The organism is Micromonospora sp. HM5-17, assembly GCF_003762835.1.
GTDB lineage: Bacteria > Actinomycetota > Actinomycetes > Mycobacteriales > Micromonosporaceae > Plantactinospora.
In genome coordinates this window covers 180317-206177 of the sequence record NZ_RJWA01000008.1, presented here as the reverse complement: position 1 = coordinate 206177, position 25861 = coordinate 180317, and the positions used below count along the sequence as shown (strand labels likewise).

25 protein-coding genes and 1 pseudogene are annotated in these 25861 nt (G+C 72.4%); 15 read left to right on the top strand and 11 right to left on the bottom strand.

What is annotated here, in order from left to right; all coding sequences use genetic code 11:
• Positions 1-13: 13 nt before the first annotated feature.
• The 3 genes and pseudogenes from accB to EF879_RS21880 all read right to left on the bottom strand — a co-directional run bounded on the left by accB (position 14) and on the right by EF879_RS21880 (position 2978).
• Positions 14-658 (bottom strand): acetyl-CoA carboxylase biotin carboxyl carrier protein, encoded by a 645-nt coding sequence (gene accB / locus EF879_RS21890; RefSeq protein ID WP_123561594.1) that lies wholly within the window; start codon positions 656-658, stop codon positions 14-16.
• A gap of 113 nt (positions 659-771) precedes the next feature.
• A pseudogene (locus EF879_RS21885) lies at positions 772-2637 on the bottom strand (acetyl-CoA carboxylase carboxyltransferase subunit alpha); the annotation flags it as partial.
• On the bottom strand, positions 2634-2978 hold the full coding sequence (locus tag EF879_RS21880) for a TcmI family type II polyketide cyclase (protein WP_123561592.1): 345 nt from the start codon (positions 2976-2978) through the stop codon (positions 2634-2636). The gene EF879_RS21880 and the pseudogene EF879_RS21885, both read right to left, overlap by 4 nt.
• A gap of 612 nt (positions 2979-3590) precedes the next feature.
• Here EF879_RS21880 and EF879_RS21875 point away from each other — a divergent pair.
• The 3 genes from EF879_RS21875 (at position 3591) to EF879_RS21865 (ending at position 6414) form a co-directional block, all read left to right on the top strand.
• Positions 3591-4421: a bacterial transcriptional activator domain-containing protein gene (locus EF879_RS21875; protein ID WP_123561695.1), complete on the top strand. Its 831-nt coding sequence runs from the start codon at positions 3591-3593 to the stop codon at positions 4419-4421.
• Between the two features lie 285 nt (positions 4422-4706).
• The gene (locus tag EF879_RS21870; protein WP_123561590.1) at positions 4707-5051 is read left to right on the top strand and encodes a TcmI family type II polyketide cyclase; all 345 of its coding nucleotides are present in this window, start codon (positions 4707-4709) and stop codon (positions 5049-5051) included.
• Between the two features lie 19 nt (positions 5052-5070).
• Entirely contained in the window at positions 5071-6414 is a 1344-nt protein-coding gene (locus EF879_RS21865; protein WP_123561588.1) for an NAD(P)/FAD-dependent oxidoreductase, read from the top strand.
• A gap of 61 nt (positions 6415-6475) precedes the next feature.
• Here EF879_RS21865 and EF879_RS21860 read toward each other — a convergent pair whose 3' ends face one another.
• Together EF879_RS21860 and EF879_RS21855 are read right to left on the bottom strand one after the other, a co-directional pair.
• Positions 6476-7312, bottom strand: coding sequence for an FkbM family methyltransferase (locus EF879_RS21860; RefSeq protein WP_123561587.1), 837 nt, complete (start codon positions 7310-7312; stop codon positions 6476-6478).
• A gap of 315 nt (positions 7313-7627) precedes the next feature.
• Positions 7628-8137 carry a GNAT family N-acetyltransferase gene (locus tag EF879_RS21855; protein WP_123561585.1) on the bottom strand — a complete coding sequence of 170 codons (510 nt, stop codon included), beginning with the start codon at positions 8135-8137 and terminating at the stop codon, positions 7628-7630.
• 223 nt (positions 8138-8360) lie between these two features.
• Here EF879_RS21855 and EF879_RS21850 point away from each other — a divergent pair, with 223 nt between their 5' ends.
• From EF879_RS21850 to EF879_RS21830, 5 genes are all read left to right on the top strand, one after another.
• On the top strand, positions 8361-9596 hold the full coding sequence (locus EF879_RS21850) for an extracellular solute-binding protein (RefSeq protein ID WP_123561584.1): 1236 nt from the start codon (positions 8361-8363) through the stop codon (positions 9594-9596).
• A gap of 32 nt (positions 9597-9628) precedes the next feature.
• On the top strand, positions 9629-9991 hold the full coding sequence (locus EF879_RS21845) for a hypothetical protein (RefSeq protein WP_123561582.1): 363 nt from the start codon (positions 9629-9631) through the stop codon (positions 9989-9991).
• Positions 9992-10281: 290 nt separating this feature from the next.
• Positions 10282-11220: a PmoA family protein gene (locus tag EF879_RS21840; RefSeq protein WP_123561580.1), complete on the top strand. Its 939-nt coding sequence runs from the start codon at positions 10282-10284 to the stop codon at positions 11218-11220.
• On the top strand, positions 11217-11954 hold the full coding sequence (locus EF879_RS21835; protein WP_123561578.1) for a cupin domain-containing protein: 738 nt from the start codon (positions 11217-11219) through the stop codon (positions 11952-11954). Before EF879_RS21840 ends, EF879_RS21835 begins: the two co-directional genes overlap by 4 nt.
• 43 nt (positions 11955-11997) lie before the next feature.
• Positions 11998-13077 carry a Gfo/Idh/MocA family protein gene (locus EF879_RS21830; RefSeq protein WP_123561576.1) on the top strand — a complete coding sequence of 360 codons (1080 nt, stop codon included), beginning with the start codon at positions 11998-12000 and terminating at the stop codon, positions 13075-13077.
• A gap of 111 nt (positions 13078-13188) precedes the next feature.
• Here EF879_RS21830 and EF879_RS21825 read toward each other — a convergent pair whose 3' ends face one another.
• The 4 genes from EF879_RS21825 to EF879_RS21810 all read right to left on the bottom strand — a co-directional run bounded on the left by EF879_RS21825 (position 13189) and on the right by EF879_RS21810 (position 16240).
• Positions 13189-13614 (bottom strand): VOC family protein, encoded by a 426-nt coding sequence (locus EF879_RS21825; RefSeq protein WP_123561693.1) that lies wholly within the window; start codon positions 13612-13614, stop codon positions 13189-13191.
• A 296-nt stretch (positions 13615-13910) separates the two neighbouring features.
• Positions 13911-14798 (bottom strand): biotin-dependent carboxyltransferase family protein, encoded by an 888-nt coding sequence (locus EF879_RS21820; protein WP_123561574.1) that lies wholly within the window; start codon positions 14796-14798, stop codon positions 13911-13913.
• Positions 14795-15409 carry an allophanate hydrolase subunit 1 gene (locus tag EF879_RS21815; RefSeq protein WP_123561572.1) on the bottom strand — a complete coding sequence of 205 codons (615 nt, stop codon included), beginning with the start codon at positions 15407-15409 and terminating at the stop codon, positions 14795-14797. Before EF879_RS21815 ends, EF879_RS21820 begins: the two co-directional genes overlap by 4 nt.
• Positions 15410-15478: 69 nt before the next feature.
• Positions 15479-16240 carry a LamB/YcsF family protein gene (locus EF879_RS21810; RefSeq protein WP_123561570.1) on the bottom strand — a complete coding sequence of 254 codons (762 nt, stop codon included), beginning with the start codon at positions 16238-16240 and terminating at the stop codon, positions 15479-15481.
• A gap of 129 nt (positions 16241-16369) precedes the next feature.
• Between EF879_RS21810 and EF879_RS21805 the strand changes: the two genes are divergently transcribed.
• Complete coding sequence (locus EF879_RS21805; RefSeq protein ID WP_123561568.1) at positions 16370-17092, top strand: GntR family transcriptional regulator; 723 nt, start codon at positions 16370-16372, stop codon at positions 17090-17092.
• A gap of 189 nt (positions 17093-17281) precedes the next feature.
• Here EF879_RS21805 and EF879_RS21800 read toward each other — a convergent pair whose 3' ends face one another.
• Positions 17282-18463, bottom strand: a complete 1182-nt coding sequence (locus tag EF879_RS21800) for a metallophosphoesterase (protein WP_233604653.1) — start codon at positions 18461-18463, stop codon at positions 17282-17284.
• An 841-nt stretch (positions 18464-19304) separates the two neighbouring features.
• On the opposite strand from EF879_RS21800, the gene EF879_RS21795 reads away from it, so the two are divergent.
• From EF879_RS21795 to EF879_RS21775, 5 genes are all read left to right on the top strand, one after another.
• A complete protein-coding gene (locus EF879_RS21795) occupies positions 19305-20585 on the top strand; it encodes an ABC transporter substrate-binding protein (RefSeq protein ID WP_123561564.1) in 1281 nt (426 codons plus the stop codon).
• 135 nt (positions 20586-20720) lie between these two features.
• Positions 20721-21596: a carbohydrate ABC transporter permease gene (locus tag EF879_RS21790; RefSeq protein WP_199736558.1), complete on the top strand. Its 876-nt coding sequence runs from the start codon at positions 20721-20723 to the stop codon at positions 21594-21596.
• Positions 21593-22489 carry a carbohydrate ABC transporter permease gene (locus EF879_RS21785; protein ID WP_123561560.1) on the top strand — a complete coding sequence of 299 codons (897 nt, stop codon included), beginning with the start codon at positions 21593-21595 and terminating at the stop codon, positions 22487-22489. The genes EF879_RS21790 and EF879_RS21785 overlap by 4 nt, the downstream gene beginning before the upstream one ends.
• A gap of 261 nt (positions 22490-22750) precedes the next feature.
• The gene (locus EF879_RS21780; protein ID WP_123561558.1) at positions 22751-23956 is read left to right on the top strand and encodes a cytochrome P450; all 1206 of its coding nucleotides are present in this window, start codon (positions 22751-22753) and stop codon (positions 23954-23956) included.
• Positions 23953-24180: a ferredoxin gene (locus EF879_RS21775; RefSeq protein WP_123561556.1), complete on the top strand. Its 228-nt coding sequence runs from the start codon at positions 23953-23955 to the stop codon at positions 24178-24180. The genes EF879_RS21780 and EF879_RS21775 overlap by 4 nt, the downstream gene beginning before the upstream one ends.
• Before the next feature lie 22 nt (positions 24181-24202).
• On the opposite strand, the gene EF879_RS21770 is transcribed toward EF879_RS21775, so the two are convergent.
• Positions 24203-25054 carry an alpha/beta fold hydrolase gene (locus EF879_RS21770; protein WP_123561554.1) on the bottom strand — a complete coding sequence of 284 codons (852 nt, stop codon included), beginning with the start codon at positions 25052-25054 and terminating at the stop codon, positions 24203-24205.
• 320 nt (positions 25055-25374) lie between these two features.
• Here EF879_RS21770 and EF879_RS21765 point away from each other — a divergent pair, with 320 nt between their 5' ends.
• Positions 25375-25785 (top strand): four-helix bundle copper-binding protein, encoded by a 411-nt coding sequence (locus tag EF879_RS21765; protein ID WP_123561552.1) that lies wholly within the window; start codon positions 25375-25377, stop codon positions 25783-25785.
• Positions 25786-25861: the final 76 nt, after the last annotated feature.

The following is a 25861-nucleotide window of genomic DNA, read 5'->3' as shown; positions in this document are numbered from 1 at the left end:
CACCGTCCTCGACTCACGCGGGTAGCAGGGCGATCAGCGGCTGGTCGAACTCGACGGGCTCGCCGTCCCGGACCAGCACCTCCGAGACCTGGCCGGCCCGCTCGGCGACCACCTCGTTCATCAGCTTCATCGCCTCAACGATCCCGACCACCTGACCGGGGGCGACCAGGTCACCGGCCTCGACGAACGGTGCCGCGCCGGGCTCCGGCGCCCGGTAGAACGTGCCGACCATCGGTGCCCGCACCAGGTGCCGTACGTCGGCCCCGGCGGGCTCGGTCGATGCCGGGTCGGCCGTCGACCCGGCATCGTCGTCCGCGGGCACCTCGGGCGGACTCGGCGGGATGCCGGTGCGGGTAGGTGTCCCGGCGGACGGGCCGCCGTGCCACTCGATCTCCAGCACCGTGTCGCCCCGGCGCAGGTGGAGCCGACGCAATGGCCCGGCCGTCTCGGCGACCAGCCGGGACGCCTCCCGGCACAGCTCGGCGAGGTCCGAGCCGTCGGCGAGCCCGAGCCCGGTCCAGGACGCCGATCCGGCCGAGGTCACGCTCTCCGGGGTACGCGCGGCGGGCGGAACGGGGTCCGACCGGCCGTTGCCGGCCGGCGCCGGAGTGGCGACGGCGGTGGGCCGGGGACGTCCGTCCGGGGTCGGGCCGCTCATCGGGACCCCGATCCGACGGTCAGGACGGCCGGCTCCGCCGTCACCCCGGGCCGGGCGGTCGCCCCGGGTCGATCGTCACCGACCTTCGTCCCCACCTCGGGGGTCACCGACGCCGCGGCACCGTACCGCCGGAACCGGCGACGTCGACGGCGGACCAGCTCGGCGACGGGTACGTCGAGCAGCGGCGTCAGGGCGTCGAGCAGCGCCTGGCGGAGCAGCGCGGCGGCTCCGGCTCGGTCCCGGTGCGCTCCCCCGGGCGGTTCCGGGACGATCGCGTCGGCGACGCCGAGCCGCAGCAGGTCCGGCGCGGTGAGCCGGAGTGCCGCGGCGGCCCGGGGTGCCGCCGCCCGGTCGTTCCAGAGGATCGCGGCGCAGCCCTCGGGACTGATCACCGAGTAGACCGCGTTACGCAGCACCAGCACCCGGTCCGCGACGGCCAGGGCCAGAGCCCCACCGCTGCCACCCTCTCCGATCACGGCGGCGACGACGGGGGTCCGGAGACCGCTCATCGTGAGGATGCTCTCCGCGATGGCCGCCGCCTGGCCCTGCTGCTCGGCCTCGACCCCCGGGTACGCCCCGGGGGTGTCGATCAGGGTGACCACCGGCAGACCCAGTCCGGCGGCGAGCCGCATCACCCGCAGCGCCTTGCGGTAGCCGGCCGGGGTTGCCATCCCGAAGTTCCGGGCCTGCTGCTCGCGCGGATCGTGCCCCTTCTGGTGTCCGACCACGGCGACGTACCGGTCGCCCAGCCGGGCCAGGCCGGCGACGATCGCCGGACAGTCCACCCCGAGGCGGTCGCCGTGCAGTTCGACGAAGCCGTCGAAGGCGGTCGCCAGGTAGTCCAGGGTGGTCGGTCGACCCGCGTGCCGGGCGGAGCGGACGATCCGCCAGGCGTCCCCCGCCGGGTCCGGATCCGGTGGCACGCTCCGGTGCGGCGTCCCGGGGAGGGCGTCTCCGAGCTGCGCCTCCGCCGCGCTCCGGTCGCCCTCCGTACCGGACGAGGACGGCGGCTCTCCCTGGGCAGCGCGTGCGGGCGGCCGACCGCCTGCGACGCCGGCGCGGCCCACCGTGCCGGTACCGGTGGGCGCCGAGCCGACCGGGGCGGTACCGAGGTGGACGACGCCGGCAGCGGCGGCATCGCTCGAGGCGGGGGCGGTACGGGCAGCGGCGGCGCCGGACCGGGCGGACTCGGCGGCGGAGAGCAGCCACCGCAGCCGGGGTCGCAGCTGCCGCCGCGGCACGACCATGTCGACCTGACCGTGCCGCAGCAGGAAGTCGCTGCCCTGGAAGCCGTCCGGCAGGTCCTGCCCGATCGTCTGTCGGATCACCCGGGGACCGGCGAACCCCAACCGGGAGCCGCTCTCGGCGAGCACGATGTCCGTGCAGGTGGCGAACGAGGCGGCCACTCCCCCGTAGGTCGGATCGGTGACCAGGCTGAGGGTCAGGAGTCCGGCCTCCCGCAACGCGGCGATCGCCTGGCTGACCGTGGCCATCTGCATCAGGGCCAGCACGCCCTCCTGCATCCGGGCGCCGCCGGAGGCGGTGACGAGCAGGAGTGGCAGCTCGTCGGCGAGGGCCCGCTCCGCGGCCCGGGTGATCAGCTCGCCGGTCACCGAACCCAGGCTGCCGCCGAGAAACCGGAAGTCCATCACGGCGAGGACGAGGCGGTGGCCGCCGAGGCGTGCCGTACCGCAGACCACCGCCTCGGCTAGGCCCGTCTCGGCGCGCGCCTCGGCCAGCCGGCGCGGATACGGCACCGAGTCGACGAAGCCGATCGGGTCCACCACGACCGCCCGGTCGGGCAACGCGGTGAAGCTTCCCGGGTCGACGAGCTGACGGATCCGCTCCGGCGCGTCGAGCCGCCGATGGTCACCGCACTCGGGGCAGACGTCGAGGTTGCGGCGCAGCCGCCGGCGGTAGAGCAGCGCCCGGCAGGAGCGGCACCGAACCCACGACGACCGGTCGCGGTCGGGGGTCATCGCCCGCTCCCGGCGGAGCCGGCCGGAGCGTCCCAGCGGTAGAAGCAGCGCGCCATCGCGTCCGCCGGGCTCCGCCACGTCGGCAGGTACGGCGTGACGTGCGGGGAGAGCCGTTCGCTGATCCGGACGAACTCCGGGTGTCGGCGGACGTTCTCCACGGCGGCGGCGCCCGGCCGATCGGTCTCGATCAGGTGGACGTACAGGTCGTGCAGCCGGTAGAGCGAGCGGTGACGAACCCCGACCAGGTGCGGCAACTCGGTCTGGTCCGACTCGGCGAAGATCCGCGCCACCTGTCGTTCCGCGGCCGGGACGACCCTGGCGACGATCAGCGAGCGATCCATGGGGCAGCCTCCCTGGGTCCGGTGTGCCGTGCCTCGCGGCGAGGGGCAACCGGATGCCGGGCCGCCGGGACGCGGGCTGACCATGGGTGGTCCGCCAGCGGCGGCCTCGTCCGAACACTGCTGACCACCCTGCTATCCGGCTGTCACCGGGCCGTCACCCGACGGGGTCCACCGGGTCGCCGAACTCGTGACGCTCTGGTGACGGCGACGGGGCACAATGCGCGATCCGGACACCTCGTCGGGCGCGCCAGGGGCCCGGTCGAAGGCTCTTCGCACACGCTTCTGTGCAGGTCAGCCGGCCTGTCTCCGGATCACTCCACCGGGTCGGATTGTTGACCGGCCGTTGACCGAGCGTAACGGTGATTGATAACGTTCGTCACGCTTTGCGGTTACGACCGGCCGGGTGCGCCGACCGCCGGACGACCGTACGGGACGCAGTGCGGCAGCAGAGAGGTCGGGCGGCTGGGCGGCCGTCATCCGGCCGACGGAGCGGAACTCCGGCAGAGGGTTCCAGGTGCAGGAGGGTTGGCCGTGACCTCTCGGGAGAGCGCGCCGCACGGCCGGGCACACCGGCCACCGCATCGCCCCGCCGCGCCCCGCCCGGCGCGGACGATCCGGTTGCTGCTCCTGGACGGGTTCACCCTGCTGCACGACGGGGCGCCCGTCGTCGTACCTCGGGGCCTGCAACGGATCATCGCACTGGTCGGCCTGCGCCCTGGCGCGACCCGTGCCTACCTGGCGGGTCTGCTCTGGCCGGATACCTCGGAGGAACGGGCGATGTCCTCGCTCCGGACCGCGCTGTGGCGGCTGCGCCAGGACGGGAACTGCCCGATCCTGGTCACCGGGGACACGGTCCGGCTCGACCCGGCCGTCGAGCTGGACGTCGACGACCTCGTTCGCGTGGCGGAGCAGGTCCGCGACGGCGGCGACCCGCGCCAGGCCGCGGCGGTGCTCACCGCCGGCCGGCACGACCTGCTGCCCGGCTGGTACGACGACTGGGTCCTGCTGGAACGGGAACGGCTCCGCCAGCTACGGCTGCACCTGCTCGAAGAGGTCGCCCGGGGCCACCTGCGGGCCGGACGGCACGGCGAGGCGCTGCAGGCGGCGCTGGAGGCGGTCCGGGCGGAACCGCTGCGGGAGACGCCGCACCGGCTGATCGTCGAGACCCACCTGGCCGAGGGAAACGCCTACGAGGCGTTGCAGGCGTTCTACGTCTACCGCGACCTGCTGGTGCGCGAACTGCAACTGGAGCCGTCCCCGGCGATGTGCGCCCTGCTCAGCGACCTCCTCGACCCGATCCCCCGCCCGAAGATCACCCGGTCGCCACGGCCCTACCCCTATCCCGGCCCGCACCCCGCCGTCCGGCCGGCTCCCGCGGACCCGGCGCGGCCGGCGCCGCACCGTGGCCGATCGGCGCTGTCGGCCGTACCGAGGCAACGCTGACGCGGAATCGGCGGTGCGGAACGGGTACGCCCGCTCCGGGACCCGCCGGCTCCGGGGTTCGTCCCGCCGGGCCGGCCGCGTCCGGCGGCACGGCTGACCAGCGGCGGGCTCCCGACCCGGGCACGGCTCCGGGCCTCGGGCACGCTGGCTGGTCCAGGGTGACCCGCCGGACGTCACCTCGACGTCATTCCGCCGCAACCGGTCGCCCCCGATTGGTAATGGACCGGTGACGGGGCGGGCGCGATGGTGGCCGGGCCGACCGCCCTACCGCATGGGAGAGCCGACATGGACCGCGTGCTGATCGTGGGAAAGATCGTCCCGGGCACCGAGGAGGAGATCAAAAAGATCTTCGCCGAGGCGGACGAGACGGACCTGCACGCCGTGACCGGGGTACGTCACCGTTCGCTCTACTGCCTGGGCGACCTGTGCCTGCACCTGATGGAGACCGAGGACGACGGCCCGGCCCGGCTCGCCCAGGCCAGCCGCCACCCGCTCGTCGCCAGCGTCCAGGAACGGCTCGGCGCCTACCTCGCGCCGTACTCGCCGACCTGGCGATCTCCTCGGGACGCGATGGCCCGGTGCTTCTATCGGTGGGACAGGCCGGCGACCGCGCCCGGCCCCGTCCACTGACCCGGCGGGAGGGCGTCGGATGTCCCGCACACCGCTGCACGTACTCGTCATCGGCGCCGGCACCGGCGGCATGTGCCTGGCGCACGGCCTGCGACGCGCCGGCATCAGCGTGGCGGTCTACGAGCGGTACCGCACCCGCACCGATGGTCTGCTGGGGTACCGGGTCGGGATCAACCCGACCGGCTGCCGGGCCCTGCGGGAGTGCCTGCCACCCGAGTTGTTCGAGACGTTCCTCGCCACCTGCGCCCGGCCGCCCCGGTTCTTCAACGTGCTCACCGAGCAGTTGCACCGCACGGCCTCGTTCCCGCTACGGCCGGACGCCGACCCGACCAGCATCGACCAGTCGGTCTCCCGGATGACCCTACGCCAGGTCCTGCTGACCGGACTGGAGGACGTGGTCCACTTCGACAAGACCTTCACCCACTACCAGCAGCACGACGACGGACAGGTCACGGCGTACTTCGCCGACGGCACCTCCGCGACCGGCGACCTGCTGGTCGCCGCCGACGGCACCCACTCCGCGGTACGCCGGCAGTACCTGCCGCACGCGGTGGTCAAGGACGCCGGCAGTATCAACATCGCCAGCAAGATCCCGCTCACCGACCGCACCCGGAGTCTCCTCTCCGACGAGGTCCGACAGGGGATCTCACTCATCTTCGGGGCCGGCGGCGTGATGGGCGTCCTGCACGTCATGGAGTTCAGGTGGGACCGGCGCGGTGCGGTCAAGCCGGGGATCGGGGTGACCGAGGCGAGCATGATCGAACGCTGGCCGGGCCTCCTCTACGACAACACCCGCGACCACATCAACCTGATCGTCTGGAGCACGGCGAGCCGTTTCCCGGCGAACGTGATGGAGCTGCGGGGCGAGCCCCTGACCCGGATCGCCCTGGAGCTGACCCGGAACTGGCATCCGCACCTGCGGGAACTGCTACGCAGCGCCGACCCGGGCAGCGTCGTCCCGATCCGGGTCGCCACGTCGGTCCCGGTCGAGCCCTGGCCGAGCAGCAGCGTCACGCTGCTCGGGGACGCGATCCACACCATGACCCCGGGTCGCGGGGTCGGGGCCAACACGGCGCTGCGGGACGCGGCCCTGCTCCGCCGGGAACTGGTCGCCGTCGAGGCCGGCGCCAAGCCGCTGCTGGCGGCGGTCGCCGACTACGAGAGGGAGATGATCCGGTACGGCTTCGCCCGGGTCGCCGACTCGCTGCGGACCAACGGCACCAACGGCGACGACCCGATCTACAAGCCCGTCATCGGCCGCCTCGCGATGCTCGCCGCCCGGGGCTACTTCAGCGTGACCAGCCGGGTGCCGCCGCTGCGCCGCAAGTTCGTCGACCAGCTCTACAACTACCGGGGGGCATAGGGCCGACCGGTCCCGGGCCGTCGGGACAACCCCGCGAGCCCGCGGCCGGACCGGTGACGCCTCAGGCCGCCGACGGACCCGCCGCCCTGGCCGGGTACCGACCGGGGCCGGCGTCGGGCAGCCGCGCGTAGACGTCGCCCGAGCGCCCGAGCGGGCGGAACCGGTCGAGCAGCCGAACCAGGTCGGTCGCGTCGAGCCAGCGTTGGCTGGCGTAGCGCATCGTCTCGATCGGCGAGTAGTTGTAGCGGTAGCCGCCGGAGGCGGCACCGAGCCGGTCCACCATGTCGAGAGCGGTGAGCGCGGCGTCGTGCGCCGGCGGGAGGTACTCGAAGGAGAGCGCGGGCAGGGGCTGGCTCAGTCCGGCCAGCACGTCGACCTCGTACCCCTCGACGTCGATCTTGCAGAACGCCGGCATGCCGTGCACCGCCACGAGGTCGTCGAGGGTCTGCACGCTCACCTCCACCGACTGGTCCCAACGGATGCCGGCGAACCGGCGGTCGGCGACGACCGACTCGATCCACTCGGTGGACATCGACGAGACGGTCGGGGTGGCGGTGGAGACGGCGAGCGTCGCCCGCCCGCGGTGCGCGCCGACGGCCTCGGGGACGATGGTGACCTCCGGGTCCCGGCCGAAGAAGAGCCGCAGCACGCGCAGACAGTCGGGCTGCGGCTCGACCGCGACCACGTGGGCGCCGAGCCGGCGCCAGGTCCGGACCCGGCTCCCGACATGGGCGCCGATGTCGAAGCCGAGGTCGCCGGGTCCGAGGAACTCCCGGTAGAGCCGCTGGGCCCGGCGGTACCGGCCCGGCTGGCCGTGGTACATGACCAGGGACCGGGTGATCCCGTAGGCGCGGCGCAGTGCGCGCGGGAGGTGCCCGTGATCGGTCCGCACAGTCATCCTCTCCCGGCTATCTGGGCAACTTGCCCCGATCGTACCGTTTTCCCTCGTCGTTCCACCCCGATGTCGTGCGGGAGTACGGGCCGCGGCCCCGAACGGTTCGGTCGATCTCGGCGCGTTCGACGGAGCGGACCGGAGCCCGGGGTGGGCGACGTGCCGGACCCGACATGCCACCCCGGGCGGGTCGTTGAGGGACGCGGACCGCCCGGCGGTCGGGCGCTCGCCCCGACCCGGCACCCGACGCGCCACTCCGGCCGGTGAGGCGCGCGCGGTCCGACGCGTCCCGGGTCGGGCCCCGGCGAGCCGCCCCCACGGTCAGCGGAGGTCACGTCGCATGCACACCCGGGGCCACCGGTCCAGTCCGTGCGCCGCCTCCCGGCGCCGGATCGCCCGCAGTCCGGGGGTCCACTCGGATTCCTGGAGGATTCGGAACCCGCAGCGCACGTAGTACGGCGCGTTCCACGGCACGTCGGCGAAGGTGGTCAGGGTCAGCGCCGGTACGCCGTCCGCCACCGCCCGGTCCGCCGCGTCCTCGAGCAGCCGGCGTCCGATCCCGCGCCGCGCGTGGTCCGGGTGCACCGAGACCTGCGCGACGTGGAGCGCGTCGTCGACCGGCTCGACGAGCAGGTAGGCGATCGGCCGGTCGGTCGCGTCAACCGCCACCCGGGCCCGGCCCGCCCGCTGGTACCCGGAGAGCACCTCGATCGACAGTGGCTCGTCGTCGGCGACCTCGGGCATGCCGACGTCTCGGAAGCATCGGCCCGCCGCCCGCTCGAGGTCGCGCAGCAGGTCGAGTTCGTGGTCTCTGACTGGCCGGATCCGCATCGCCCGATTCTGCGGCCGCCGTGCCGGGCGGGCACCCGGGTTTTCGCCCGGCGCGAGCCCTGCCCCTGGGCAGGCCAGGCGAGCCGCGCCCGGCGCGGTGACACGCCGACCACGCCGAGCCGATCAGGGAACGACCAAGACGGGAAACGGCCGGTAATCTTCAATTAACAGATTGCGCCACGTCCGGGTCTCATGCCCCCGATCGAGATCGAGGTCGTGCTCAATGCCCGAGCCATACTCCCGGCGGTTGTTCCTCACCGGCGTGCTGGCCTGCGGGATCACCACCGCGGGCACCATCTACCTGCTCCCCGGCGGTCGGTCGGCTCCCCCGCCCCCGGGCCCCGTGGAGACCGAACTCCGCCTCGCCAGCGGCCGGGACCCCACCGGAGCCCGCGGCCTGCTGATCGAGATGTGGAACCGGAGCAACCCGCAGACGCCGGTGAGCACCGACATCACCCCCAGCGGGACCCGCGACGAACGGCTGGTGATGCAGGACCTCGCCGCATCGGGCAACGTGGACATCGTCAACCTCGACATCATCCACGTCCCGGAGTTCGCCCGGAAGGGTCTCATCACCCCGATCACGCTCGTGGACCCCGGCGAGATCTTCGAATCCATCCGGTACGCGCTCCGGGTCCCCGACACCTCGGACCGCTACTGGGCCGCGCCGTTCAACACCGACGTCGGCATGCTGTTCGACCGCCAGCCGGAGGGCAGCGACCTGACCGAGGTGTCGCTGTGGCGGACGCTGGACCGCATCCCGGCTGGCCAGGCCCAGTTCGTGGGGCAGCTGAACCCCGACCAGTCGACCTCCTACGAGGCGTTCGTCGTCAACATCCTCGAGCACGCCCTCTCGGTGGACCCGGGCATCCTCACCCCCAACGGCACGGTGTCCCGGGACCTCGGGCAGTGGCAGGAGGCGCTGGCGCCGCTCGTGGCGGCCGTCCGGGCCGGCAAGGTCACCCGCTCCGGCAACGAGGACCAGAGCCGGCAGGCGTTCCGGGAGGACAGCCGGCGTCGCTTCATGCGCAACTGGCCCCTGCAGTACCGCGAACTCCAGAAGGAGGGGGACGCCGACGCGAGAGCGTCGCGGATCCGGCTCAGCCCGCTGGACCGGGGCGTGCTCGGCGGCCAGAACCTGGCGCTCGTCGCCAGCTCGCCCCACCCCGAGCTGGCCAAGCGGTTCATCGACTTCATGACCGACCGGCCGGCGCAGAAGGTGCTCGCCGCCTACGGGCTGGCGCCCGTCCGCTTCGACGTCTACGAGGACGCCGACTTCCGGATGCTCGCACCGCACCTCGGCCAACTCCGCACCGCGGTCGAGCGGGCGCGGCCACGGCCGATCACCCCGAACTATCCGCAGTTCTCCGACGCAGTCCGCGTCCACACCCAGGCATTGCTGGACGGTGGGCGGCTGACGTCCGAGTTCATCGATCAACTCCAGGCGGCGCTGAACTGACCGGCAGTCCGACGGCCGAAGGAGGGACCGACATGACGATCGAACTGTGGCAGGTACCCGTGCTGGTCATGGCCGGCATCGTGCTGCTGGAGCTCGCGGTCCGGGCCACGTCGCGCAGGTGGATCACCAGCGCCGGCCGGACGCGGCTGCGGACCGTCACCTTCGTCCTGCTCGCCATCCTCGTCAGTGTCGGCGGCGTGGTCACCCTGGGTCCCGATCTCGCGGACAAACTCTCCAGCGTCGCGGCACTGATCGTCGGGGCGATCGCGCTGTGGCGGCCCGGGCAGCAGACCTCGGGCGGTACGGGGAGCACACGTCCGCCCGCCGACACGCCGAACGAACCGGCCGACACCACCCCCACCCGCCCCTCGCACCCCACCGGCGGACCGGCGTAGCCGCCCGGCGCGGGACGGGCGGTCTGCACCTGGGGTTCACCGCCCTCGGCCTGGCGTAGCCGCCCGGCGCGGGACGGGTCCCGGGCCCGCGATCCCGGTCGGGACAACCGGGGGATCTTGACGCCGTGACGGGAAGGCGGTTAGCTCCAGGAAAGCGTTTACCACCAGCGGAGCCGTAGCGGTCGGCAGCACCATCGGTCAGCGCGGACCCGCGCCGCCGCCTCCGCCGACCCGCCACCGTACGACCCGGCGGCGGTCAGCGCCGCCAGAGGAAGGGCACCGACGCTCCCATGACATCCACCCCCAGTCCCACCGAGCACACCGGCACCCTCACCGTCAGCCACGAGTACGGACACCGGATCGTGGTCGCCGCCGCCGGAGTGGAGATCGCCACCTACGTCTACGACGATTCCCGGACTCCCCCGTTCGAGGCGCCCAAGCCGTACCTGCACCCACTGCGCACGCTGCGCGGCGCGCCGGTCACGGCGTACCGGCCCAACGACCACCGGTGGCACAAGGGCATCCAGATGACGATCTCGCACCTGTCCGGGCAGAACTTCTGGGGTGGACCCTCGTACGTCCGCGGCCGCGGCTACACCACGCTCGACAACGTCGGCCGGATGCGCCACGACTCGTTCGACCTCGTCGACGTCACCCCGACCGCACTCACCCTGCGCGAGTCGCTGACCTGGATCACCGCGGCCGGCGAGCACTGGGTCGCCGAACGCCGGGAGCTCCGCTTCCACGGCGTCGACCCGGAGCGTGGCAGCTGGATGCTGGACTTCGACACCGAACTACGTAACATCCGGGGCGCCGAGCTCTCCATCGGCAGCCCGACCACGCACGGCCGACCGAACGCCGGCTACACCGGCTTCTTCTGGCGCGGCCCGCGCGGTTGGACCGGCGGGCGGATCCTCACCCCGGACGGCGGCGGCGACCCGGAGAGCATGGGAACGGTGTCACCCTGGCTGGCGTACACCGGGGAACACGACGAGGTGGACGGCGGCGGCACGGTGCTGGTCTTTGCCGGCACCTCCAGCGCCGCGGTCCCGCTGAAGTGGTTCGTCCGCAACACCCCGTTCCCGGCGATCAACCCCTCGCCCGCCTTCGACCAGGAGGTCTCCCTCGCGCCCGGCGAGACACTCCGGCTCGCCCACCGGGTCGTGATCGCCGACCGGGCCTGGGAGCGGGCGGAGATCGACGCGTTCGTGGCGGAGCACGGACGGTGACCGAGGAGCGCCAGCCCTTTCCGGGCGGAGTGGGGATCACCGGGTTGCAGGTCTACCCGTGGCAGGCCGACGACGGGCTGCACGGCGGCGCGCCACACGTCCACCTCTGCTGCGCGGAGTGCTACGTGGTGGTCGGCGGCCGGGGCCGGCTGCAGACGCTGACCGCGCAGGGGTTCGCCGAAGCTCCGCTGACCGGCGGTGACGTCGTCTGGTTCACCCCCGGCACCATCCACCGGGCGGTCAACGACGACGGGGAGCTGCGGGTCGTCGTCGTGATGCAGAACGGCGGGCTGCCGGAGGCCGGGGACGCCGTGCTCACCCTGCCGCCGGAGTACCTGACCGACCCGGAGACGTACCGGAACGCGGTCGCGCTGGTCGACGCGACGGGTCGTCCGTCGGCGGAGCGGGCCCGGGCCCGCCGCGACCTGGCGGTCCGGGGCTTCGCCGAGCTGCGGCGCCGCTGCGCGGCCGGAGAGACCACCGCGCTGGAGGAGTTCTACGCGGCGGCGGCCGCCCTGGTCCGCCCCCAGCTCGACGACTGGCAGCGACGCTGGGCGGACGGCCCGGCGGCGGTGAGCCGGCAGACCGGGGAGCAGATCGCGGCGCTGCGCCGCGGCGACCACCGATACCTCGCCGGGGCGACCGTCTCCCGGATCGCGCGACCGGACCAGCAGACGTTCGGCATGTGCGGCTACCTGCACGCGTACGACCGCCTCCGCCCGGAACGCGGCTGAGCACCGCCCGCCGACACGACCCCCACCCTAAGAAGGAGCACCCGTGGCACCCCTCCGTGTCGCCATCGTCGGCACCGGCAACATCGCCCGTATCCACGCCGAGTCACTGCGGGACCTCGGCGACGAGGTACGCCTCGTCGGCGCGGTCGACGTCGACCCCGACCGGCTGGCGGCGTTCGGCGACCGGTACGACGTACCGGCCCGCCACCGCGATCTGGCGAGCCTGCTGGAGCAGGAGCGCCCCGACCTGGTCCACCTCTGCACGCCGCCCGGCTCGCACCATCCGCTCGCCCTGGCCTGCCTCCAGGCCGGTAGCACGGTGCTGGTGGAGAAGCCGCCGACGCTGAGCCTCGCCGAGTTGGACGACCTGGTCGAGGCGGAGCGGAAACACGACGCCTGGTTCGCCACCGTCTTCCAGCACCGGTTCGGCACCGGCGCGCTGCGGCTGCGTGCCCTGATCGACGCCGGGGTGCTCGGCCGCCCCCTCGTCGCGATCTGCCACACCACCTGGTTCCGCAGCCAGGCGTACTTCGACGTGGAGTGGCGGGGCCGGTGGGACACGGAGGGCGGCGGACCCACCATGGGGCACGGGATCCACCAGATGGACCTGCTCTGCGCGATCCTCGGCGACTGGACCGAGGTCTCCGCGATCGCCCGGCGCCAGGCCCGGCGGATCCAGACCGAGGACGTCAGCATGGCGCACGTCAGCTTCGCCAACGGCGCGGTGGCCAGCGTGGTGAACAGCCTCCTCTCCATCCGGGAGGAGAGCTACCTGCGGTTCGACTTCGAGCGGGCCACGGTCGAGGTGACCCACCTGTACGGCTACGGCGACGACGACTGGCGGATCACCCCGGCGCCGGAGTACGCCGACGAGGTGCTGGCGGCGTGGCGGGCCGGCGCCGCCGGAGTCCGCAGCGCGCACCGGGCGCAGTTCGCCGAGGTGGTCCGGGCGCTGCGCGCCGGCACGCCGCCGCCGGTGACCTCGGCCGAGAGCCGCCGCACGATGCAGCTGATCGCCGGGGTGTACGCCTCGGCGTTCACCCGAAGCCCCGTCCGGGCGGCCGAACTCACCGCCGACTCACCCTTCTACCGGAGGATGGAGGGCACCGGAGCCCGGTGGTGAGCCTCCCCACGCCGGCCGTACGCAGCGCCTCGGCGATGTCGCGACCGGGTTGTTGTGCCGCGGTCGGACGAACCGGGAGGCCGGCCCGTCCCGGTCGAGCTCATCGGCCCGTCACCGGGCGAAGATCTGCGACTCGTCCCGGAACGCCTTGAACTCGAGGGCGTTGCCGGCCGGGTCACGGAGAAACATCGTCCACTGCTCCCCCGGCTCACCCGCGAACCGCAGATACGGCTCGATCACGAACTCGATGCCCGCGGCGCGGATCCGGTCGGCCAGGGTGTGGAAGTCCTCGATGGAGAGGATGAGCCCGAAGTGCGGCACCGGTACGTCGTGCCCGTCGACCGGGTTGTGGCCCGCGTCGGCCTGCCGCGCCGCCGGTACGGCGTGCGTCACCAGCTGGTGTCCGTAGAAGTTCCAGTCCACCCAGGTCTCGGCCGAGCGTCCCTCGGCGAGCCCGAGCACGCCGCCGTAGAAGGCGCGGGCCCGCGCCAGGTCGTCGACCGGAATCGCGAGGTGGAACCCGGGACGGCTCGTCATGATCTGCTCCTTCCCACCGGTGTCCCCACGGACGCGCTCGACCCGCGCACCCCTCCGGGCCGCGGTCCCCTGCCCTCCGGGCGTGGAGTCCCATCCGCCTCGGGCACGGTCCGGGCCGTCGCCGTGACGCGGGACCGCGCCACCCCGGCACGCCGCACCGTGGACGGCGTGCCGTACGGCCGCGGTGCCCGCCCGCGTGGGCCGGGGCACGGGCGTGCGCATCCATCCAAGCATGATCTTGTCCGTTGTGGAGTGCCCGCGACGCCGGGATCGCGCCGGCACACCCCGGCCTCGGGCTAGGCGAACCCGCCGAACCCCGCCGCGGCCGACACCACGAAGCGGACCGGGGTGCCCGGGGCGGCCTGGGCCGCCTGCGGCAGGTCGTCGGGGTGCACCACCCCGAACACCGGGTAGCCGCCCACGGTCGGGTGGTCGGCGAGGAAGATCACCGGGGTTCCCGCGGCCGGCACCTGGACCGCACCGAGCACCACGCCCTCGCTGCGCAGCTCGGCCGTGATCCGGCGAGGTAGGGCGGGACCGTCGAGGCGGATGCCGATCCGGTTGCTGGCGGTGGAGACGACGTAGTGGCCGGTCGTGAGGATGTCGGGCGCCTCGGCGGTGAACCAGTCGGCGCGGGGACCGGGCAGGACCCGCAGCGTCACCTCCTCGGCGAGGCCGCGGGTCGGGGCCACGTCGACCGGGGCGGGCGGACCGACGATCTCGCCGAGCGGGAACCGGTCGCCGGCGACGAGCGGAGCCGGCCCGAGGCCGGAGAGCAGGTCGGTGGCGCGGCTGCCGAGCACCGGTGGTACCGCGATCCCACCGGCGACGGCGAGGTAGCTGCGGACCCCGCGGATCGCGGCGCCGACCTCGACCACGGCCCCGGCCCGCACCGACACCGGCGCGGACCAACTCGCCGGTCGGCCGTCGACGGTGACCGGCGCCCAGGCACCGGTCACCGCGACGGTGCCGGGATGGCTGAGCCGTACCGCGACGCCGGTGACGGTGGTCTCGATCGTCGCCGCCTCCGGCGGGTTGCCGACCAGTCGGTTCGCCAACCGGTGCGCCGGCAGGTCGACGGCACCGGAGCGGGGCACCCCGAGGTGGGCGTGGCCGGGCCGACCGAGATCCTGCACGGTGCTGAGCGCACCGGGCCGGACCACCTCCAGGTGGCGGCCGGTCATCCGACCGCTCGGAACCGGACCCGGGTGCCCGGGGTGAGCAGCGCGACCGGATCCCGGTCCGGGTCGAAGAGGACAAGGTCGGTGGCGCCGAGCAGGTGCCAGCCGCCGGGCGACTCCCGGGGGTAGATCCCGGCGTAGCCGCCGGCCACCGCCACCGAGCCGGCCGGCACCCGGGTCCGCGGCACCGGCCGGCGGGGCAGGTGGTACCGCTCCGGCAGCCCGGTGAGGTAGCCGAATCCGGGAGCGAATCCGCAGAACGCCACCCGGTACTCCGGTGCGCTGTGGATCCGTCCCACCTCCTCCTCCGACACCCGCCAGAGCCGGGCCACCTCGGCCAGGTCGGCACCGTCGTACCGGACCGGGACCTCGACCAGCGGACCGTCCGGCGGCCGGACCGACTCCGGTCGCCAGGCGGCGAGCCGACGGGCCAGGCCGGCCGGATCGGCGGGTCCGTCGATCAGCACGGTGACCTCCCCGGGGACCACGTCGTCCACGTCGGACAGCTCACCGGCGGCCCGGCGTCGGTCGAGCTCCGCGACCAGCGCCGGGACGTACGCCGGGTCCGGCACCTCCACCAGCAACGCCCGCAGCCCGACCGGAACGAACCGCATGTCCCACCCACTCCCCCGCCGACGGCGCACGGGTCGAGGTACGAGCGTCGCACCTCGTCGGACTCCACTTCAGGTGAACGCGGCGAGCCGGACTCCGGCGTCCTGCAGCGCGCCGCGCACCCGGCGGGCCAGGTCCACCGCGCCCGGGGTGTCGCCGTGCACGCAGATCGACCGGGCCCGCACGGTGACGGTGCTGCCGTCGACGGCGGTGACCTGGCCGGTGGTCACCATACCGACGCAGCGTGCGGCGACCACCGCCGGATCGGTGAGCAGCGCACCGGGGCTGCCCCGCCGCGCCAGGGTGCCGTCGCCCTGATAACCCCGGTCGGCGAACGCCTCCGGCACGGCCCGGAGGCCGGCATCCTCCGCCTTCTGCAGCAGGCGGGAGCCGGGCAGGCCGAGGACGGGCAGGCCGGGATCGTACGCGGCGACCGCCGAGACGACGGCGGCCGCCTGCACCGGATCCGTCACGGTCCGGTTGTAGAGCGCGCCGTGCGGCTTGACGTAGCGCACCCGGCCGCCCTCGCTGCGGGCGATCCCGTCGAGGGCGGCGAGCTGGTAGAGCACGTCGTCGGCGAGCCGGTCCGGCTCGATCTCGATCGCCCGCCGACCGAAGCCGGCCAGGTCGCGGTAGCCGACCTGGGCGCCGATGGCCACGTTCCGGGCGACGGCCTCGGCGCAGGTCCTGCGCATGATCGTCGGATCACCGGCGTGGAAGCCGCAGGCGACGTTGGCGCTGGTCACGATCTCCAGCAGGGCGAGGTCGTCGCCGAGCTGCCAGATCCCGAAGCCCTCGCCGAGGTCGCTGTTCAGGTCGACGGTGATCGACATCGCACCTCCCCCGGACACGCCGAGCGCCGCATGGCCAGCGTGGCAGATTGTTGAACAATCCGTCAATCGCATGCTGACCTGTACCCTCGTCGTACCAGGGACCCGTCTGCTGACCGAGGGCGCCGCCGCATGGAGGACGACCGCGTGCCGTGGCTCGCGACGCTGCGGGACGACCGCGCGCTGCTCGGCCGGGCCAGCACCGCGCAGCGGGTCGCCGAGATCCTGCGCACACGGATCACCGAGGGTGCCCTGCTTCCCGGCACCCGACTCTCGGAGGAGATGATCGGGACCGCGCTCGGCGTCTCCCGCAACACCCTGCGGGAGGCGTTCCGGCTGCTCGTGCACGAGCGGCTCGTCGTACACGAGCTCAACCGCGGCGTCTTCGTCCGGGTTCTCGACGTCGAGGACGTGATCGACCTCTACCGGGTACGCCGGACGCTGGAGTGCGCGGCCGTCCGCGACGCCCGGCCCGCTTCGGCCACCGCGCTGGCCGCGCTCGAGGCCGCGCTGCTCGAGGGCGAACGGGCCGCCACCGAGCAGCGGTGGGCCGACGTCGCCACCGCCAACATGCGGTTCCACCAGGCCATCGCCGCGCTGGCCGGGAGCCCGCGGATCGCGGAGATCATGCGGCAGACCCTGGCCGAGATCCGGTTGGCGTTCCACGTGATCGCCGCCCCGCGGGCCTTCCACCAGCCGTACCTCGCGCGGCACCGGGACCTGCTGGAGCTGATCCGCGCCGGCGACGCCGACCGCGCCCACGACGTGCTCGACGACTACCTGCGCACCGCGGAGCGCCAACTCGTCGAGGCGTACGCGGAACGGATGCCACGCCGCGTGCCGGCACCCCGGTGAGGTTCCGAAGTCTCGCCGCCGGCGCCGGCCCCGCACGTCACCGACGCCGCGCCGTCCGTCCGACGGCACCACGCCGGCCGGGTGGCGCCGCCCGGCCCTCCTCATCCGCCCCGGCCCTCGCCGACGCCACCCGCCCCGGTCACCCCGGCCGACACGCCGCGGCGGTGACGCCACGCCAGCCGGTCGCGGTCACGCCGCGCGGAGCGTGAGCAGAGTGATCTCGCTCGGCGCGAAGATCCGAAACGGCGGTCCCCAGAAGCCCGTACCCCGGCTGGTGTAGAGCAGGGTGCGGTCGCCGTGCCGGCTCAGGCCCCGCACCGTCGGCTGGTCGAGCCGCACCAACAGGTGGAAGGGCCAGATCTGACCACCGTGGGTGTGCCCGGAGAGCTGAAGGTCGACGCCGTGCGCGACGGCGGCGTCGATCTGCTTGGGCTGGTGCGCGAGAAGCAGAACCGGCAGTTCGGGGTCGGCGCCGGCGAGGGCGGCGGCCGGGTCCGCGCGGTGACCGGGTTGCCCCGAGCCCCCGGCGGTGACGTCGTCCACCCCGGCGACCACGAGGCGGGCGCCGTCCCGCTCGACCACGATGTGCCGGTTGTGCAACGGCTCCCACCCCAGCTCCCGCATGTGGTCGAGCCAGCCCTGCGCCTCGCCGAAGTACTCGTGGTTGCCGGTGACGTACGCCCGGGCGAGCCGGGCCCGGACGTCCCGGAGCGGCGCCGCCTGGGCCCGCCGCTGGTCGACCGTGCCATCGGCGATGTCCCCGGTGTGACAGACCAGGTCGGGCTCGAGGGCGTTGACCGTGGCAACCACCCGCGCCGACCAGCCGGCCCGGTCGATTGGTCCGTAGTGCGTGTCGGTGAGCAGCACCACCCGGGCACCGTCCAGCCCCGCCCCGAGACGCCGGATCGGCACCTCCACCCGGCGGACCCGCGGCACCCGCATCGCCTCGACGTGCCCCCAGAGGAGCAGCACCAGCGTGACGGCCACGACCACGGCGGCGGTGAGGCGGGACCGGGCCGGATCAGGAACGCCGCCGAGCCCGAGCCCGAGCCGCAGCACGGTGCCGAGCAGCGCCCAGACGAAGAGAACCCAGACCACCCCGAGGAGGGTGTCGCCGATCCGGGCCGCCCAGTCGAGCCGGCGACCGCCGTGCCCGAGGACCATCAGTACCGGGAACGCGACGAGGGCGGTGCCGAAGAGGACCGTGCCGGCGACGACGACCGGGGTCGGCCAGGCCGCGCCCGCCGCGAACAGGGTCCACCACGGCACGCCGAACAGGACCGCGACGATGCCGGCGATCGTGAGACTGACGAGCAGCGGTCGCCACACGCGGCGTACCGGAGTTGCGGAAACGGCGTCACTGGCTGACACGGATGGTGACTCCTGAGGAGATGGGGTGAATCTTCCGGCCCAGGTGTGCAGCATGACACGCCCGGGATGCGGTCGCCCACGCCGCTGAGTGGCGGCACAGCATGGGCGACCCACCCGGATCGGTTCCGGACGGGCGGACCGGGCACCGCGATCCGGTCCGCGCCGCCCAGCGTGGTGGACCCGGTCCTCCGCCGCGTGAGGCGGACGGGTCCGGGTCGGATGTCCTGATTGGACCGTCGTGAGACCGCAGCCGGGTCGCCGTCGCCGGCCATCCTCGCCGCCCCGCCACCAGCACGTCGCACCCCGCGACGAACCTGTCGGCGCGGCCCGGCGTACGGACGGGTCGTCCCGGCCGGCCCGGCGGCCACGCGATTCCCCCGCGTGCCGAGGCGCGCGCAGCGCGGGTCGCCGGTACCGCGAAATGCCGATTGACCGGCACACGTGTCCTCGCCGACTACCCGACCGACGCGCGCAAGACGCGCAAGACATAGTGTCGACCGTCGCTTCCTCACCGTCTCGGTCGGCCTCCTTCTCCCGTCTGGCGAGCACGCCGCCGCACAGCTGATGCCTGAACCGGTTCACGGTCCCCGGATCCCACCTCGTGACGCCGAGGGTGGCGCCTGCGACGGGACGAAAACCGCAGTCTGCCTGCGGTTATACCTGAACCGGTTCATGCACTTAACGGTTCAGTTCCCGTACGACGTTGTCACGTCATTGACACGGCTGTAACCCGCGTGTACTTTCCCCTGCAAGTCGTGCCCGCCTATCCCCTGCCCTCCCCGAGGCGCGCGCTACGCATCGCGCTTTGTCTAATGTGGACACCGAAGGGTGGAACGCGCATATGAGGAAGTACGGAATCGCCGGCATGGCACTCGTGCTCTCCCTGGCCCTCGCGGGCTGCGGCGGGGACGACGGCAGCAGCGACGGGGCCATCACCGGCGAGATCACGGTGCTGACCCAGCGGACCGACATCGTCAACACCGTGTTCCAGGACTACAAGAGGCGGTTCGAGGCGAAGTATCCGGGCACGACCGTCAAGTTCGAGGCGATAACCGACTACGAGGGTGAAATCCGGATCCGGATGAACACCAAGGAGTACGGCGACGTCCTTCTCATCCCGAACTCCGTCACGGCGGACATGCTGCCCACCTTCTTCGAGCCGCTCGGCACCGTCGAGGAGTTGAAGGACCGGTACCGGTTCGTCCGGAGCGAGCAGTCCTTCGAGGGAACGGTCTACGGCCTCGCCATCACCGGCAACGCGCAGGGCTTCGTCTACAACAAGAGGGTCTGGCAGCAGGCGGGGATCACCACGCCACCGAAGACCCCGGCCGAGTTCCTGGCCGCCCTGACCGCCATCCGGGACCGGACCGACGCGATCCCGCTCTACACGAACTACAAGGACAAGTGGCCCCTCGGCCAGTGGGAGGGCCTGCGGGGCGTGGTGAGCGGCGATCCCGACGCGGCGATCAAGCTGGGCCGCGACGACGCGCCCTGGGCCCCGGGCAAGGAGCACTACATCATCGACTCACTGCTCTTCGACGCCGTGGCACAGGGCCTCACCGAGCCGGACCCCACCACCACCAACTGGGAACAGTCCAAGGCCATGCTCGGCACGGGGAAGATCGCCACGATGATGCTCGGCTCCTGGGCCATCGTGCAGATGCAGGAGGCGGCGCCCAACAAGGCCGACATCGGGTACCTGCCCTTCCCACTCCAGGTGAACGGCACGTTCCACAGCGTCATCAGCGGCGACTACAAGAACGCCATCAATATCAACTCGAAGAACAAGGCGACCGCCCGGGCCTGGATCGAGTGGTTCGCCAACGAGTCCAACTACGCCGCGGACCAGGGCGGCATCTCGCCGGTCGTCAACCAGCCCATGCCGGCGACCCTCGCCGACCTGACCGCCGCCGGCACAACGTTCATCGAGCTGAACCCGGCCCCGAAGGGTGAGGAGGGCCTCGCCGACAAGATCGGGAACGAGGCCGAGATCGCCCTGTGGGACGGCGCGTACCGACAGCGGATCGTGGACGCGGCCCGAGGGGCGCGGAACGAGACCAAGGAGCAGATCTTTGCCGACCTGAACCGGAAGTGGGCGGAGACGAAGGCCAGGCTCCAGTAACGGCGTCCTCCCCCGCCCCTCTCGGAAGGCTCCCGCACCAACATGGCAACGCCGACGAAGCTCGCGAGCCGGTTCCCCGTACGGGCCGGGGCGCCCACCCGACGGCGCCTCGGACCCACCGGCTTCCGTCGCCGTATGGCGCACCACCGGAAACGCACCCTCACGCCGTACCTGTTCCTGCTCGTGCCGGTGACGCTGTTGGCGGTCTTCACCTACATCCCGGTCGCCAACATGTTCTGGTACAGCGTGACGTCCTGGAACGGGATCAGCCCGAACAAGGAGTTCGTCGGGATCGACAACTACGTCGAGATCTTCACCCGACCCGAACTCTTCGGTGTGCTCCGGGTCAGCCTCTACTACATCGGCGCCTCGGTGGTCCAGATCGGGCTGGCGCTCTACTTCGCCACCGTGCTGAGCTTCCACGTCAGGTTCCGGAACCTCTTCAAGGGCATCATCTTCTTCCCGTACCTGATCAACGGTGTCGCCATCGGGATGGTCTTCCTCTACTTCTTCCAGCCCGGCGGCACGCTCGACTCGGCGCTGCGGGTCGTCGGGCTCGGCGGACTCTCCCAGCAGTGGCTCGGCGACCCGGACGTCATCAACTACTCGCTGGCCGGCACGTCGGTCTGGCGCTACCTGGGGCTCAACTTCGTCCTGTTCCTCGGCGCTATCCAGTCGATACCCGCGCAGTTGTACGAGGCCGCCGAACTCGACGGCGCCAACCGGTGGCACCAGTTCCGGTTCCTCATCCTGCCCGGCATCCGGCCGATCATCGGGCTGTCGTTCATCCTGGCGATCTCCGGGTCGCTCTCCGTCTTCGAGATCCCGTGGGTGATGACCGGCGGCGCCAACGGTAGCGAGACGTTCGTCATCCAGACGGTCAACATGGCGTTCCGGTACCACAAGGTCGGCCTGGCCTCCGCGATGGCCGTGGTGCTGCTCGTGATCGTCCTGCTGGTCACCTGGATCCAGCGCCGGGTCGTCCCCGACGAGAAGGTGAACCTGTCGTGAACTCCACCGCCGCCCGAGCTCGCCGGGCCGTCCGATCCTCGGGCGGCCGGCGGCACCGCCCCGACACCGTCGCCGGGTGGGTCGCGCTCACACTGAAGTACCTCTCGCTGGTCGGCGCCACGGTGGTCGTGCTGCTGCCGCTGCTGGTCCTCTTCGTCGCGTCCGTGAAGACCAACGAGGAGTTCGTCAACGGAGGGCCGTTCGACGCCCCCAGCAGATGGTGGAACCTCGACAACTACGTCACCGCGTTCACCCAGGGTGGGATGCTGCGGGCGTTCGTCAACACCTCGATCATCCTCGCGGTCTCGCTCGCCGGCACCGTCATCATCGGCTCGATGGCGGCGTACGCCCTCGACCGCTTCGAGTTCCGGCTCCGTCGGACGATCATCGCGCTGTTCCTGCTCGCCACCCTCGTGCCGGGGGTGACGACCCAGGTAGCGACCTTCCAGGTGGTGGACCAGCTCGGGCTCTTCAACACGCGGTGGTCGGCGATCGCCCTGTTCGTCGGCACCGACATCATCTCGATCTACATCTTTCAGCAGTTTCTCCGGGGGATTCCCCGAGAACTCGACGAGGCTGCCGCGATCGAGGGCGCGAGCCATCTCACCATCTACGCCCGGGTCATCCTGCCCCTGCTGAAGCCGGCGATCGCCACGGTCGTCATCGTCAAGGGCATCGCCATCTACAACGAGTTCTACATCCCGTTCCTCTACATGCCCGACAGGGAACTCGGGGTCATCTCGACGTCGCTGTTCCGCTTCAAGGGCCCGTACGGCGCGCAGTGGGAGGTGATCGCGGCCGGCGTCATCCTGGTCATCGTGCCCACGCTCATCGTCTTCCTGCTGCTGCAGCGCTTCATCTACAACGGCTTCACCAGCGGGGCGACCAAATGATGGCCGTTGCGACCGACGGTGCGCCGGCGCGACGCGGGCGGTGACGGCCCCTCGGCACCATCCGGATCCGGCGGATCACCGGCCGGCCGTGCCGGCGATGCCCGGGAGACGGATGCCGTCTGTCGCAACCCATAGCATCGATCATTATCTTTCGATACCATCCGCCATCAGTGCATCACGCACCGCCAAACATAGCGGTGTCGGCACCGGGCATCGCCGGCCGTGCGCCGCCCGACCGGCTCGCCACCGAGGAGGATCACGATGACGGAGAGCCAGCAGGTCAGCGCCCGACCGTACCCGTTCGCCGCTCCGGACCGACTCACCGTCGATTCGACGTACGCGGAGCTGCGCCGGACCCAACCGCTGCTGCGGGTACGACTGCCGTACGGCGAGGAGGCCTGGCTGGCCACCCGGTACCACGACGTCAAGGTGGTGCTGGGGGACCCGCGGTTCAGTCGGGCCGCCGCCGTCGGCCGCGACGAGCCGCGGATCAGCCCCCGGCCGATCGGCGAGGGCCTCCTCTCCATGGATCCGCCCGAACACACCCGGCTGCGCCGGCTCGCGGCGAAGGCCTTCACCGCCCGCCGGGTCGAGCTGCTCCGGGCCCGGACCCAACAGATCGCCGACGAGCTGGTCGACGGGATGATCGAGGCCGGTCCGCCGGCGGACCTGGTGGAGCGGTTCGCCACTCCGCTGCCGATCCAGGTCATCTGCGAGCTGCTCGGCGTGCCGTTCGCCGACCGCCACCACTTCCACACCTGGTCCGAGGCGATCGTCTCGACGACCTCGCTGACTCCGGAGCAGATCGACGACTACCTGCAGCGCCTGCAGGGCTACATCGGCGAGCTGCTCGCGCGGCGCCGCCACGAGCCGACCGACGACCTGCTCAGCGCCATGGTGCAGGCGTGGGAGGAGCACCAGGACCACCTCGACGAGGCGGCGGTGGTGCGGTTCGCCGCGGGCCTGCTCGCGGCCGGGCACGAGACGACGGTGACCCAGATCCCGAACTTCGTCTACGTGCTGCTCCAGCATCCGACGGAGTTGGCCCGGCTACGGGCGGACCTCTCCCTGGTGCCGTCCGCGGTGGAGGAGCTGCTCCGCTACGTACCCCTCGGAGTGGCCTCGGCCTTCCCTCGGTACGCGCTGCAGGACATCGAGCTCGGCGGGGTGCTCGTCCGGGCCGGAGAGCCGGTGCTTGCCTCCCTCACCTCGGCGAACCGCGACGCCGAGGTCTTCACCGACCCGGACCGACTCGATCTCGCACGGGATCCGAATCCGCACATCGGCTTCGGTCACGGGGTCCACCACTGTGTCGGGGCACAGCTGGCCCGGATGGAGCTCCAGGTGGCGCTCCGTACCCTGGTCACCCGCCTGCCCGGGCTGCGGTTGGCGGTGCCGGAGCCCGAGCTGGTCTGGAAGAGCGGGCTGATCGTCCGCGGCCTGGTCGCACTGCCGGTGGCCTGGTGAGCGCCGCCTGGCGGGTCAGCGTCGACCCGGAACGCTGCATCGGCTCGGGCATCTGCGCCGGCACCGCGGCGCAGCACTTCCGGCTGGTCGACGGGCAGGGCACCCCGGTGTCCCCGACCGTCGAACCAGCGGACCCGGTGCGCGACGCGGCCGAGTCGTGCCCGGTGGAGGCGATCACCGTCCGTGACGCGGCCGACGGCCGCCTCATCGCGCCGGAGCCGTGACCCGGGTCGGGAGCCTCGGGAGTCAGGCCAGTGCCTCGGCCGGCGTCCGGATGAAGTCGAGCAGCGCCTGGTTGATCTCGTCGGCGTGCGTCCACGGCGCGCCGTGCGGCGCACCGCTGAGGGTGACCAACTGGCTGCCGGGGAGGGCGGCATGCATCCGCTGGCCGGTCACCGCGAACGGCAGGACCCGGTCCGCGTCGCCCTGAATGATCAGCGACGGCACGTCGATCCGCGTCAGGTCCTGCCGGAAGTCGGTCAGCCAGGTGGGAATGCAGACGAGCGTGGCGACCGGCGAGGCGGCGACCGCGATGTTCCAGCTGGCCCGGACCGCCTCCTCGCTGACCCGGTTGCCGAGCGTCTCGTCCAGGTTGTAGAAGTCGTTCAGGAAGCTCGTGAAGTAGGCGGGCCGGTCCGCGATGACCGCCCGCATGAAGCCGTCGAAGAGGCTCTGGTCCACCCCCTCGGGGTTGTCGTCGGTCTTCAGCAGGTACGGCGGGACCGGGGCGATGAAGACCGCCCGACTCACCCGGGCCGAGCCGTAGTTGGCGAGGTACCGGGTCACCTCACCGGTCCCCATGGAGTGGCCGACCAGGACGACGTCGGTGAGGTCGAGCTCGTTCATGAGGATGTTGAGGTCCGCGGCGAAGCTGTCGTAGTCGTAGCCGACGGTCGGCTGACTGGAGCGACCGAAGCCCCGCCGGTCGTAGGTGATGGTCCGGTATCCGGCGTTCAGCAGGGGCCCGATCTGCTTCTCCCAGGCGGCGCCACTGAGCGGAAAGCCGTGGATGAGCACCACGGGCTGTCCCGCGCCGTGGTCCTCGTAGTAGAGGTCGATGGGCGCGGAGTTCTCCACGCCGACGGTCAGATAGGGCACCTGACTCTCCTCTCGCGTGTCTGGCCCGCCGCGGGCAGGCGGGTTGCCGGGCCACAGGGCGACAACCCGCAGCCGCCGGGCGGCCAGGACCGGCCGGAGCCCGACGGCACACCAACCCAATTAACAGCAATTGCCAGAACTGCCGGATTTTCCGCTCCGCCAGCCTATCGGCCACGCGAGACGCGTGCCGCCGGTACCGCGAGATTCCCCGCGCCGTACCCACCCGTGAGCCTTGTGCGCCGGTCCAGGGCACCGCGCATGCCGACCTCGTCCGGGGGTATCGGGAGACAGGAGCACTTCGACCGGAGGAGGACGTCCTGATGACCGCCACCACCCGGCCCATGCTGGCCACCTACCCGGCAGAGATCAACCTTGACCGGGACCTGCTGTCCCGGACGATCGACACGATCTCGGCCTGCGCGCAGGCGTGTACCGCCTGCGCGGACTCCTGCCTGAGCGAGCCGAACGTCGGCATGCTGGTGAAGTGCGTCCGCACCGACCTGGACTGCGCCGACGTCTGCACCACGACCGCGCGCGTCCTCTCCCGGCACACCGGCTACGACGCCAACCTCAGCCGCGCCGTCCTGGAGGCGTGCATCATGGCCTGCCGATCCTGCGCCGACGAGTGCGAACTCCACGCGAGCATGCACGAGCACTGCCGGATCTGCGCCGAGGCCTGCCGCGTCTGCGAGCGCGCCTGTCAGGAGTTGCTCACCGCCATCGGCCGCTGACCCGCGATCCGTCCGCCCTTCCCGGTCGCCCCGGCGCCGTCCGGACGGCCGGGTGACAGCGCTCACACCGGACGCG